We start from the raw sequence: 13,299 nt of genomic DNA on the forward strand, positions 1-13,299 counted from the left end.
TAAAAACTTTGATGCTAGCGCATCTAGGTCTTTTTTTCACCTTGCATTTGGTATTGCACTTCATGTGTTAATCTAAGTAATAAAAAAAAGCAAGCAGCAACGCTTGCTTTTTTTATAGGTAAGTTTTGTGCCTGACTAGATTTTACTGACAATAATCAATACACGTTACTAGCCAGAATATCCATGACGTTGTATCATACCTAATTTAGCTGAGTGCGTATTATGGTTGAGGAATTACCGTCGGTATTTCTAGTGGGGCCGATGGGAGCGGGGAAGACCACCATTGGCAGATTGCTTGCTAAGCAGTTAGGACGCTCGTTTGTAGACAGTGATTGGTATATTGAATCGCAAACTGGGGCTGATATTGCTTGGATATTCGCCAAAGAAGGCGAAGCGGGCTTTCGCGAACGGGAGACGCGCGCCATTGATGAGCTGACGCAGCAATCACAAATCGTCTTAGCGACCGGCGGCGGTGCAGTAATGGCCGCTGAAAACCGTGCCTTTCTTAAAGAGCGCGGCATCGTCGTCTATCTCAATGCTCCGGTGGACGTGCAAATGGCGCGTACGGCCAAAGATAAGTCGCGACCATTATTACAACAACCGAATCCTAGAAAAATATTGCAAGATTTATACAGCGCCCGCGACCCCTTATATCGGCAAGTGGCGCATATTATTATGCCGACCGGCCATACCTATCCGCGCCATATGGTCAATCAGTTATTGCAGCAACTAGACGCATTTTGTGCCTCAACTTCTATCAGCTCAGTACATCAAGAAGATGAATAAGAAAAAGTTTAATAAACAACGCCGCTCAATTTAACTCAATCCTCATACTTAAGGAGATTTTCATGGCAACGCCACTGTTTCATGCCAACCTAACAGTACAGACGCAAAGTCATGATTATCCTATCGTCATTACTGAAGATAGTAATGCAGGCAACCCTAAAAACATTGTTAGTAATATTACTGAAAATGGCGCCAATAACATTGCTGAAAATGGCGCTAAAAAAAGCAGCATGGCAAGCCAGATCGCGCCTTATATTACCGGTCATCAAGTCCTTATCGTCACCAATGAGACGGTTGCGCCTTTATATTTAAAGGCTCTACAGGATGAGCTTGAAGCGCAGTTTACGGTCAAGGTTTGTGTGCTGCCAGATGGTGAGCAGTATAAAAACCAGACCAGTATTAACCAGATTTATGATGCGCTGATGGCAGAGCATTTTAACCGTGATGTGACCTTAATCGCGCTTGGTGGCGGCGTGGTCGGCGATATGACAGGATTTGCCGCGGCAAGCTTTATGCGTGGGGTCAATTTTATTCAAATCCCAACCACTCTGTTATCACAGGTGGATTCGAGCGTCGGCGGCAAGACCGGCATCAATCATCCGCAAGGTAAAAACATGATTGGCGCATTTTGGCAGCCGCAAATGGTGCTTGCCGATATGAGCACGCTAAAAACCTTGCCCGTGCGTGAGTTATCAGCAGGCTTGGCAGAAGTCATCAAGTACGCGCTGATTATGGATGCAGAGTTTTTGACGTGGCTTGAGCACAATCTACCAGCGATGATGGCGTTAGATTTAGCCGTACTTGGCGAGGCAGTGAAGCGCTGCTGTCAATATAAAGCCAATATCGTCGCCCAAGACGAAAGAGAGTCCGGCGTACGCGCTTTGTTAAACTTCGGTCATACTTTTGGCCATGTGATTGAGACCTATGAAGGCTATGGTAATTGGCTACACGGTGAGGCGGTCGCGGCCGGTATGGTGCAAGCGGCTGAGCTGTCGCAAAAGCTTGGTTGGTTAACGAGTAATGATGTTGCTCGTATTAAACGCGTATTACTATTGGCAAATTTACCTATCATGCCACCCGCTATTGACGTACAAACGGCTTTAGGTTTGATGGGTCATGATAAAAAAGTCAAACACGGACAAATCCGCCTTATTTTGTTAAAATCATTAGGTAAAGCGGTGTTGACCAATGATTTTGATGCCAAGCTTTTGACCGAAGTTTTGTCGCAGCATCAATAGTACAAGCTCATTAAGTCGTTAGTAGGTGAGTTGCACGTTTAATTTATCAGTTAATAAATAATCGTTAAACGCTTAGAATAATCATTCCAGCTATTTTTAGCTGTGATATATTTCGACAATCTTGAGCATTGTTTTTTTAAGACCATTATTATATAAAACTCTTTTATAAGTATCTTTTTATAAGTACCCTTTTCCAAGGACCTCTCCATGGCAGCATCACGCTCGACGACTCGCACAGCTGGGCAGAAATATCGCCGTCAAGCACTGATCTGGCTGATAGCAACCCTGCTATTGGGCGTGTTTACCGCCTTAGTTTGGATGTTTAGCCAAACGCCAGCGATGGGTGCTAAGATTGAGAATGAGCCAATTTCAGCGCCACAAACCTCAACCGCTGAGCTTGAGCAGCCGCTAAAGATAGAGTCTTTGCATGAGCTCGATACAGACGTGCAGCCGATTAGTTTTGATACCACGGTTAAAGACTTACGCAGCTATCCTGATGAGTTTAAAGACAAGCGTTATCTGCTCGCTAACAAAGGCAAGTGGACAGTGCAGGTGATGAATGTCGCTGAAAATGATGTCATTGTCAGCTATTTAGAAAGCCGAGAAGATCGCGATAAGTTCGCTTATTTCCGCTACCTCGATGAAAATGAGCAGGTACGTTATATGCTGACTTACGGGCTGATGAGCAGTCCACAAGAGGCGGTCGGTGCCGCGAAATTGATAGATTTTAAACTACCTGCAAATGTACGCGTCTTACCTGAAGAGATCAATCGTTACGTCAGTATCATCGATAATTATGAACGTCCGGATCCGGTTAAGGACTTGAGCACCAAGCGCACGCGCAATGTAAACTTGCGCCCAACCAAACGCGAAGTACCAGTACGTCAACAGACACAAACGTCTGATGACAGTAATGGCCAAATGGTAAATAATAATGCCAATCGCGGCGCACAAGATGGCGCTAATGAAAGCATACGTCAGTCAGCTGATACTTCTGACACTTTGATTGTCAATGAAGAGCGGACGGTCGAGATCGAAGGACAACCAACGACCACGCACTCCTCTACAGATACTAACCGTAAGCCTGAAGCAACCACTGGCAATGCAACAAATAATGGCTCAAGCAATAATAATGCACCGAAAAAACCGCCGGTGGTTGAAGCGCCTAAACCACCGAGCGCCAATGCAAATAGTAACGCCGCCAATAAAAATACCAACGCTGCTGGCAAAAACCCCAATGCCAACGCAGCTGGTAAAAACCCCAATGCTAATGCTAACGCTTCAAAAGGCAATAATGACAGCATCAAAGAGCTTATTGAGGAAAAAAGTAACTAACTTCACCGAGCATACCGTTTTATAAACGCTCCTGTCGTATTTTATGGCAGGGGCTTTTTCGTGAACGATTTATTTACTATTAAAAAAGCTTAGTAACGCTTATAAAAGCGGCTTTGAATAAGTAATTATTCTCAATAGTTAGTCGTTAATACGACATTGATAATATATTTTTTTACAAAAACTAGAGTATGAGTTGATAGAAAAGACTAGATTTTTTAATCATCATTAACTAAGATAACTGAGGGCGACGTTCTGTATAGTTATCGTAAATTGTTATTTCATACCTCGATATGGTCGTTTCAAGCGCTGCTACTTGCTACCTATTTAAGCTTAGCGCAAGTGGCGCAACTCCTCATTTTATCCCGATTGGGATTGTTAAGGCGCTTGAATGTAGAGCGTCTGATATTCATATTTGACGGCGGTTTAACCTATTCATCGCCAATTTATCCATAACTTTCTTATCAGCTGCTTTGCTTATTGTCCATTGGAGGGGTTAAGGCGTCACCGTTTTTATTAACGTTTACGCCGTTCATATTGAGTTTTTAACCGTTAAAACAGACATAAAAGTAAGTAGAGTCCGATAAGAATTTAGGTATAGATGTCTTAGCGGTAACGTTAAATCAATCGCTGTGATGGTTATAAAATAAAGAGAGTCGTGATAAGTATTTTTATCACCCTCAAAACGCTTGCACTATTTTCTCCGCTTGCGCTTTATTAATCCGCTTATATGAATATATTTAGCCCGTTCTGCCCGCGGAGTTTGGTTGCTACTTCATATTGAAAGTATAGGCCGTCCGCTCACTCAAAAGGACAAGCTATGTCAATGATTTCCTCCTCTACGCATTTGGCGACCCCAGATGACTTCTCTGATAACTGCGGCTTTGGTTTGATAGCTCATATCGAGGGCCAAGCCAGTCACGATTTGGTAAAAACAGCCATTCATAGTCTAAGCTGTATGACCCATCGCGGCGGCGTTGCCGCTGATGGTAAGACTGGCGATGGCTGCGGTTTATTGCTGGCAACGCCGACGGTATTTTTTAGCGATATCGCCGCTGAGCAAGGCTTTACCTTGACAGCCGATTTTGCCGTTGGCATGGTGTTTGTCAGTTTGGATGAGACAAAAGCGCAGTATAGTCAGCAGGTGCTTAATGAAGAGATTGCCGCCCAAGGGTTAGCAGTGGCGGGCTGGCGCGATGTGCCGCTTGATTTAAGTATCGTTGGTGAGATTGGGCGTCAGACATTACCTGGTTTTCAGCAGATATTTGTCAATGCACCAGACGAGATAGCGGCCGATGACTTTAACCGCAAATTATTTGTCGCCCGTAAAAAAGCCGAACAGCGTCTGCATGATGACGAGTTATTTTATGTTTGTTCATTAAACTGTCAGACCATTATCTATAAAGGTTTGGTCATGCCATCAGACCTGCCAGCGTTCTTTTTAGACTTGCAAGATACGCGTTTGGCCTCGCATATCGTGGTCTTCCATCAGCGTTTTTCAACCAATACCTTGCCGCGTTGGCCCCTAGCACAGCCTTTTCGCTATCTGGCGCACAATGGTGAGCTTAATACCATCACCGGCAACCGTAGCTGGTCTGAAGCGCGCACGCCAAAATTAAAGTCTGATAAATTGCCTAATCTAAATGAATTGACGCCACTGGTGAATAGCACGGGTTCGGATTCATCGAGCTTAGATAATATGCTCGAAGTCCTGATGTCTGGCGGTATGAGTTTATTCCATTCGATGTCAATTCTGGTACCGCCCGCTTGGCAAAATGTCGACAGCATGGATATGGACTTGCGGGCGTTTTATGAATTTTACTCACAGCATATGGAGGCGTGGGATGGCCCAGCAGGGCTAGTGATTCAAGATGGACGGTATGCGGTTTGTATGCTTGACCGTAATGGTCTGCGGCCGTCGCGTTGGGTGACCACCAAAAATGGTTATATCACGGTGGCGTCAGAAGTTGGCGTTTGGGATTATGCGCCAAAAGATGTGCTTGCTAAAGGGCGCGTTGGGCCCGGTCAGATGTTAGTTATCGATACCATGACTGGTCAAATTATGGATACCAAAGCGATTGCGACGTTACTGAAAAAAGCACATCCGTATCGTAAATGGCTGCGCGAAGAAGCGACGCGTATCCGTGATGATGAGCGCTTAGAAGAAACACTTGCCGCCCAAGCCTGCCGCGGTGAGCCGCTAAAAGCTTTGCAAAAAATGTATCACATCACCAATGAAGAGCGTACAGAAATCATCCGTCCTAATGCCGAAAATGGTCAAGAACCCGTCGGCTCGATGGGCGATGATACGCCGATGGCGGTGCTGTCGCAGCAAATTCGCCATGTTGGTGATTTCTTCCGTCAACAGTTTGCACAGGTGACCAATCCACCGATTGATCCGCTGCGTGAAGCTATTGTGATGTCGTTACAGACTTGCCTTGGTGCTGAGACCAATGTGTTTGCACCATCAGCACGTGACGCGCATCGTATTATCTTATCGTCGCCGGTTTTATCAGCCAGTAAAATGCAGCAGCTTGAAAACTTGGCTGATCCGGCGTTTCAAATGGCGCGTATCGACTTAAACTGCGATGCCAATCTTGAGCTAGCAGCCGCCATCGAAGCCATCTGTGAGCAAGTGGCAAGCAGCATTCGTGCGGGTTTTACTTTGATTGTGTTGTCTGATAAGAATATCGCCGCCGACAAACTACCGGCCAACGCCATTATGGTCACTGGTGCGGTGCATCATTATCTGATTGCCCAAGGTATTCGTACCGATGCCAATTTAATTATCGAGACTGGTCTGGCACGCGATTCACATCAAGTGGCGGTACTGATTGGCTTTGGTGCGACCTGTGTGTATCCGTATCTTGCTTATGATGTCATCGATGATTTGGTTGCGACGGGTGAGCTGCTTGGTGATCCGATTCAAGCGCGGGTCAATTTCCGTAAAGGCTTGGATAAAGGTCTGCTGAAGATTTTATCAAAAATGGGTATCTCTACCATTGTCTCGTATCGCGGCGCGCAGTTATTTGAAGCGGTTGGTCTTTCTGAAGAAGTCGTTAACTTATGTTTTAAAGGCGTGCAAAGTCGTATTAAAGGTGCAACCTTTGCCGATTTGGCAGCAGATCAAGCGCAGCTCGCGGCTAACGCCTTTAAGCGTCGTGCACCACTTGATCAAGGTGGCTTATTAAAATTTGTCTTTAATAAAGAATACCATGCCTTTAACCCTGATGTGATTAATAGTCTACATATGGCAGTACGAACTGGTAATTATGACAATTACCGTCAGTATGCCGATTTGGTCAATAGCCGTCCGGTCGCCACTTTGCGAGATTTATTACAGCTTAAAACCGACAATCCGCTTGAAGTAGACGAGGTTGAAGATATCTCGGCCATTTTGTCGCGTTTTGACTCTGCAGGCATGTCGTTAGGCGCATTGTCGCCAGAAGCGCATGAAGCCATCGCTATTGCTATGAATACCATTGGCGGTCGCTCAAACTCAGGTGAGGGCGGTGAAGACCCTGTCCGTTACGGCACCTTGCGTAATTCAAAAATTAAGCAAATTGCCTCAGGTCGCTTTGGAGTCACACCGGCGTATCTGCGTTCGGCAGAAGTGCTGCAAATTAAAGTTGCTCAAGGGGCAAAACCGGGTGAAGGTGGTCAGCTGCCAGGCGGTAAGGTCAATGCTTTGATTGCGCGACTGCGTTATTCAGTGCCGGGTGTGACGCTCATATCACCACCGCCGCATCATGATATTTATTCTATCGAAGATTTGGCACAGCTAATTTTTGACTTAAAACAAGTCAATCCTGATGCTTTGGTGTCAGTGAAGCTGGTCTCACGTCCGGGTGTTGGCACGATTGCAACGGGCGTGGCAAAAGCCTACGCTGACCTAATTACCATCTCAGGCTATGATGGTGGCACGGCAGCGTCGCCACTGTCATCTATCCACCATGCTGGCTCGCCATGGGAGCTAGGGCTTGCTGAAACGCATCAATCGCTTCGGGTCAACGGCTTGCGTGATAAAGTTCGTATCCAAACCGATGGCGGTCTAAAAACCGGTCTTGATGTGGTCAAAGCCGCAATTCTTGGGGCAGAAAGCTTTGGTTTTGGCACCACGCCGATGATTGCCGTTGGCTGTAAATACTTGCGCATTTGTCATCTTAATAACTGTCCAACCGGCGTTGCCACCCAAAAAGCCCAGCTACGTGATGAGCATTTCATTGGTGAAGCGGAAATGCTGATTAACTTCTTTAAATTTGTCGCAACCGAAACGCGAGAATGGCTTGCCGCTCTCGGTGTACGCAGTATGGAAGAGCTGGTCGGACGCACTGATTTGCTTGACGTATTAGAAGGCAATACCGATAAGCAGCGTCATTTGGATTTAACGCCGTTATTGTTTAGTCATCCAGCGAGTAGTGGCAAAGCGCAAACTTGTCAGGTGGCGCGCAATGAGCCGTTTGATAAAGGCTTGCTTGCTGAGCAAATGATTAACGATATGCTGCTGAGTATCCGTCAAGGGAACGGCGGCGATTTCAGCTATGCCGTCGGCAACTGTGATCGCTCTATCGGCGCGCGTATCTCTGGCGAGATTGCGCAGGTCTGGGGCAACCTTGGTATGAGTGATAGGCCCATTAAACTGCACCTAAACGGTACCGCAGGTCAGAGTTTGGGGGTCTGGAATGCAGGCGGTTTGCATATTGAGCTAGAAGGCGATGCCAATGACTATGTTGGTAAAGGCATGGCGGGCGGTGAGATTGTCATTTATCCACCGCAAGATTCAAGCTTTACCACGCATGAAACCGCCATCATCGGCAACACTTGTCTGTATGGCGCAACTGGTGGCAAGTTGTATGCCGCGGGTACAGCAGGCGAGCGTTTCGGCGTACGTAATTCGGGCGCTCATGCGGTTATCGAAGGCACGGGCGACCATTGCTGCGAGTATATGACCGGCGGCATCATTACCGTCCTTGGGCGTACGGGGCTGAATTTCGGCGCGGGCATGACCGGCGGCTTTGCTTATGTCCTAGATATGGATGGTGACTTTTTTGACCGCTGTAATCATGAACTGATTGATTTAAACCGTATCTCAAGCGAGCAAATGGAAGGTCATCGTATTTACTTGCAACAAGTGATTGAAACCCATGTCGATAAAACGGGCAGTGCGTGGGGACAAACCATCTTAGCGGACTTTGAGCATTACGCGCGTAAGTTTTATTTGGTGAAACCCAAAGCGGCAAACGTTGCGACCCTGCTTAAAACCACGACGGCTGACCCACAATAAATTGGCTTGGTTAATGATAGGTTTACAAGCAGTTTAATTCATAGGTTTTAAGCAGGTAAATGACAACCTTTATCCGTAAATTTGCCTCATTTAAGCTACAGATATTGGCTGTCGTTACCCACTATAAAAGAGACAATACCATGGCAAAACGCTTAGAAAATAGTTTTCAGTTTTTAGATGTACCGCGCCTTGAGCCGATTAAAAAAGACATCGTTACGCGCTCAACAGAGTTTGTAGAAATATATCAGCCGTTCGATAGCGAATCAGTAGCGCAGCAATCGCACCGCTGTCTTGAGTGCGGCAATCCATACTGCGAGTGGAAATGTCCGGTACATAATTACATTCCCAACTGGCTTAAATTAGCAAGCGAGGGACAAATATTTCAGGCAGCAGAATTGTGTCATCAAACCAATACTTTGCCTGAAGTTTGTGGCCGTGTCTGCCCGCAAGACCGCTTGTGTGAAGGCGCTTGTACGCTAAACGATGGCTTTGGCGCGGTCACCATTGGCAATGTTGAGAAGTATATCAACGACACCGCTTTTGCCCTTGGCTGGCGTCCTGATATGTCCGAGGTGGTTTGGACGGATAAAAAAGTCGCTATTATTGGCGCAGGGCCTGCAGGACTGGGCTGCGCCGATATCTTAGTCAGAAACGGGGTCAAACCTGTTATCTTTGATAAGCGTCCTGAGATTGGCGGTTTATTAACCTTTGGTATTCCAGAGTTCAAAATGGAAAAAGATGTCATGCGCAATCGCCGTGTCATTTTCGAAGGCATGGGCATGGAGTTCCGTTTAGAGACCGAAATCGGCAGCGACGTCAGTATTGATGAGTTGTTAAGCGAGTACGATGCGGTATTTATGGGCATGGGCACTTATACTTATATGCGCGGCGGCTTTGCAGGCGAAGAGCTAGAAGGCGTCTACGATGCGCTAGATTATCTGATTGCCAATGTCAATCGCTGCAATGACTGGGAAAAAAATCCAGCAGACTATATCGATTTAAAAGGTAAAAAAGTGGTGGTGCTAGGCGGCGGTGATACGGCGATGGACTGTAACCGTAGCAGTGTGCGTCAAGGCGCGCAGCAAGTAGTTTGCGCTTATCGCCGTGACGAAGAAAATATGCCCGGCTCTCGCCGTGAGGTGGTCAATGCGCGCGAAGAAGGCGTTGAGTTTTTATTCAATCGTCAACCGACCGAAATCATTGGCTTAAATGGCAAGGTGAATGCGGTTAAGGTGATTACCACGCATCTGGGCGCGCCTGACAGTCATGGTCGCCGCCACCCTGAGTCTATTCCTAACTCAGAAGAAATCATCCCGTGTGATGCGGTTATTCTGGCTTTTGGTTTCCGTCCTAGCCCGGCCGATTGGTTTGCCAGTCAGCAAGTGACAATGGACGGCTCGGGTCGAGTGGTCGCCACCGAAAAACAAACCTTTAAATTCCAAACCAGTAACCCAAAAATATTTGCCGGTGGCGATATGGTGCGCGGCTCTGATTTGGTGGTGACGGCGATTTGGGAAGGTCGTGAAGCGGCAGAAGGTATTTTAGATTTCTTAGAAGTCTAGCTTTTAGAAGTCTAGTATTTGGCTATTGGTAGTTATCAATAGCCAAATCCAAATATGCTTTTTCATCATTTTTAAAATGAGGACACGCCCTTGCATGTTTATAACTATAACGTTGACGTCTTTTATCTTTACGGGATAAAAGGCGTTATTTTTTTGATAATTGCTTTATGAATGGTTAAGCTAGCAGTTATCATTTAAGCTACTTTTTATTTATCCATTATAAGAGACGCCCTGCGTGAAACCGACTTTTTGGCAACGATTTACCGCGCCGTTTGTAGAGCCTTACGCCCGCTATCAGCATGCCGATGTTTTGCATGCCATACGTTTGGGCGTGGCCGTGCTTATTGCCCTGTTGTTAAATGAGTTTACCCACTTGCCACATGGCGAGTGGACGACCATTACTGTGTTCGTGATATTGGGTTTGTTGCAATATCAAGGAGCGATTTATACCAAGGCCAAAGAGCGGATACTCGGCACTTTATTAGGTGTGGTGGTCGGGCTGAGCTTTTTATGGTTAATTCAAGATACCGGCGGCTGGCTATGGTTATACTATGGGCTGATTGGTATTATCAGCGGCATCATTGGCTACGTGGCGGTTAAGCAGTTGGGTTATATCGGGCTGCTAACGGGAATTACCATGCTGATGATTGTCTCAAGCCCCGACCATAGCAATATCACCCAAGACGGTCTGTATCGCGCCATTAATATTTTACTTGGCGCAGGGGTTGCGGTCGCTGCGACCTTGATTTTACCGCTGAAATCAACGCTAATGTGGCGGTTTTTATTGGCCAGCAACCTTGAAACCTGTGGTAATTTATACGCTGGGGTAGGCAATCATATTGATGCCGAGATTTTAGTACCAAAACCCTTTAAATATAGTAAGGCGACCAGTTCAGCCAGTATTATTTACCCAAAAAATCCGGCTGTACCAGATACACCCGTTAATAAATCTTTGGTCAAAGCGCTGCAAAAAATCAATAAGCGCCTGCTTGCCGTACGCCCGCATATCGCCGCCACAGCGAGCGAATCTGGCATTGATAAAGAAACGCTAGAGACCATTCAGCGTACCCATCGCAATATTATCGGTACCATTGACTTACTGTTAAGTGCGGCGCCGCGCTTGGCAAATATCGAAATTGACGATGAAAACCATATTTTACTGATTCATTATCAGCACGAATTAACCCAAGCGATGCAGCATATGGCGGCGGTATTACGTAGCCCAAATGATGAAGTGTTTCGCCCGATTACGCGCATTGCGGTATCAGAATATCCAAGTGTGGAAAACTTAGGCTTTGAGTGGCAAGGTTATTTTTGGCTCACCCAAACGCTGCAAGTACAGTTACAGCGCCTTAGTGAATTATTGCAAACCACCCAGCCGCAATGGTTTTCTGCCTCTGGGTTGCGCTATCAGCGCCGCGAGCAGCGCCGTATCGAGCATAAAGGCAGCGAAACCGATTTGCACTTATAAATAAAAGCCAAATAAAAAATAGCAACCAAATAAAAGACAAATAAAAAACGCTGACTCTATAAAGTCAGCGTTTTTTGGATAGATAATAGGCATCTAAAACAGCAATTAATAAATGTGTATTAACTTACAGAATTAACGCCCTGTTTTAAGCTTATCCCAATACTGCTGATAAACTTGCAACGCTTCATCACCGACATCTTCTTGAAACTCCGCTTTTACCAATACTTCTTTGCTTGGATAAATGGTTGGATTGTTGCGCACCTCTTCTGGCATCAGCTCACGCGCGGCCATATTCGGCGAGGCGTAACCAATCTCTTCACTGACGATTTTAGAGTTCTCAGGACGCAGTAAATAATCAATAAATTTGTGCGCCGCGTCGACTTGTTTGGCGTTTTTTGGAATAACAAAGTTATCCATCCAAAGAATAGCCCCTTCAGTTGGGTATTTATACACCAAGCTAGTCAAGCCTTCGTTATTGGCGATGATGGCTTCACCATTCCAGCTCATACCAACCGTGGTTTCGCCTTCCATATAGGGCATGCGCGAGGCGTCCGAGTTGAAGGTTTTTACATTTGGCATCAAGGTCGTTAGCTTCTCGTAAGCGGCTTTGATTTCCTCAGGATTTTTACTATTACCTGAATAGCCAAGGGTCAATAGCGCCATGCCAAACACTTCGCGCATGTCATTCATTAGCATCACTTGACCTTTATACTCAGGACGCCATAAGTCATTCCAGCTATTTACGGTGGCAGGATCGACCGCTTCGCCATTGATGGCAAGGCCGGTGCTGCCCCACATATAAGGAATCGAGTATTTATTTTCTGGGTCAACCTTGGTATTGGTAAAGGAGGTATCAAGATTTTTAAAGTTGCTTAATTTGGATTTATCAAGCTCTTGTAGCAGTCCTTCTTTGGCCATTTTTTCCACATAATACGTCGATGGAATCGCTAAATCGTATTGGCTGGAATCATCAAGCAATTTAAGCTTAGCGTACATCGCTTCGTTCGAGTCAAAAGTGGTGTAATTGACCCGAATGCCGGTCTCTTTGGTAAAACCATCGAGGATTTCTTGCGGCATATATTCCGACCAGTTATACAGGTTTAACGTTTCTGCACTGGGCGCAGCGCCATCGGTAGCGGCGTTATCTGATTTACTACAGCTCACAAGTACGAGCCCAACTGCCACGGCTAATAAGGCTTTTGGAAGCATGTGAGCGCTACGAGCGGCAGCACGCGACGATGATAAATGAGTCAAAATATCTCTCCTAAAATAAGAATGGTGCAAAGCAAGAAAACCCGTAAAACAGGCACGATGCTAAATTTACAGCTATGTAAACCATTATGGCTATGATTGCGCATAATTTAAAGGGCAATCGTACTTAGCGTTTTACTAGTATCGTTACAGCTCAGGCGATTAAAAATGATATGCCAAATGATCATAAATGATGACAAATGCCGATTTTTATCATGCTTGATTTAACAATAGCCTTTTATAGAATAAACAGATTTACCATAGCATCGTAGTCGAAAAGGCGACATGATAGGCCGGTTTTATGCCACTATAGTTGCCTTATAAGACTTTAAACAATAAAAATAAGACAATTTTACCCAATTTGAGTGAATTAAA

At 45.8% G+C, this 13,299-nt stretch carries 7 protein-coding genes; 6 read left to right on the plus strand and 1 reads right to left on the minus strand.

Annotated elements, in window-relative coordinates:
* Window positions 1-222: 222 nt before the first annotated feature.
* The 6 genes from aroK to H9653_RS02550 all read left to right on the plus strand — a co-directional run bounded on the left by aroK (window position 223) and on the right by H9653_RS02550 (window position 11,673).
* Window positions 223-786 (plus strand): shikimate kinase AroK, encoded by a 564-nt coding sequence (aroK, locus tag H9653_RS02525; RefSeq protein WP_191690230.1) that lies wholly within the window; start codon window positions 223-225, stop codon window positions 784-786.
* A gap of 62 nt (window positions 787-848) precedes the next feature.
* Window positions 849-2,024 carry a 3-dehydroquinate synthase gene (gene aroB / locus H9653_RS02530; protein WP_191690232.1) on the plus strand — a complete coding sequence of 392 codons (1,176 nt, stop codon included), beginning with the start codon at window positions 849-851 and terminating at the stop codon, window positions 2,022-2,024.
* 207 nt (window positions 2,025-2,231) lie between these two features.
* Entirely contained in the window at window positions 2,232-3,359 is a 1,128-nt protein-coding gene (locus H9653_RS02535) for a hypothetical protein (protein WP_191690234.1), read from the plus strand.
* An 817-nt stretch (window positions 3,360-4,176) separates the two neighbouring features.
* Window positions 4,177-8,640, plus strand: coding sequence for a glutamate synthase large subunit (gene gltB / locus H9653_RS02540; protein WP_191690235.1), 4,464 nt, complete (start codon window positions 4,177-4,179; stop codon window positions 8,638-8,640).
* Window positions 8,641-8,780: 140 nt separating this feature from the next.
* Window positions 8,781-10,202, plus strand: a complete 1,422-nt coding sequence (locus H9653_RS02545) for an FAD-dependent oxidoreductase (protein WP_191690359.1) — start codon at window positions 8,781-8,783, stop codon at window positions 10,200-10,202.
* A gap of 235 nt (window positions 10,203-10,437) precedes the next feature.
* Window positions 10,438-11,673, plus strand: coding sequence for an FUSC family protein (locus tag H9653_RS02550; RefSeq protein WP_191690237.1), 1,236 nt, complete (start codon window positions 10,438-10,440; stop codon window positions 11,671-11,673).
* Between the two features lie 132 nt (window positions 11,674-11,805).
* Here H9653_RS02550 and H9653_RS02555 read toward each other — a convergent pair whose 3' ends face one another.
* Window positions 11,806-12,927 carry an ABC transporter substrate-binding protein gene (locus tag H9653_RS02555; protein WP_191690239.1) on the minus strand — a complete coding sequence of 374 codons (1,122 nt, stop codon included), beginning with the start codon at window positions 12,925-12,927 and terminating at the stop codon, window positions 11,806-11,808.
* Between the last annotated feature and the right edge of the window lie 372 nt (window positions 12,928-13,299).

Origin of the sequence: Psychrobacter communis (assembly GCF_014836505.1) — a bacterium.
Lineage (GTDB): Bacteria > Pseudomonadota > Gammaproteobacteria > Pseudomonadales > Moraxellaceae > Psychrobacter > Psychrobacter faecalis.

Bases quoted from the DNA above. Each gene is read 5' to 3' on its own strand.
- aroK (WP_191690230.1), top strand. From the start codon at position 223: ATGGTTGAGGAATTACCGTCGGTATTTCTAGTGGGGCCGATGGGAGCG.
- aroB (WP_191690232.1), top strand. From the start codon at position 849: ATGGCAACGCCACTGTTTCATGCCAACCTAACAGTACAGACGCAAAGT.
- H9653_RS02535 (WP_191690234.1), top strand. From the start codon at position 2,232: ATGGCAGCATCACGCTCGACGACTCGCACAGCTGGGCAGAAATATCGC.
- gltB (WP_191690235.1), top strand. From the start codon at position 4,177: ATGTCAATGATTTCCTCCTCTACGCATTTGGCGACCCCAGATGACTTC.
- H9653_RS02545 (WP_191690359.1), top strand. From the start codon at position 8,781: ATGGCAAAACGCTTAGAAAATAGTTTTCAGTTTTTAGATGTACCGCGC.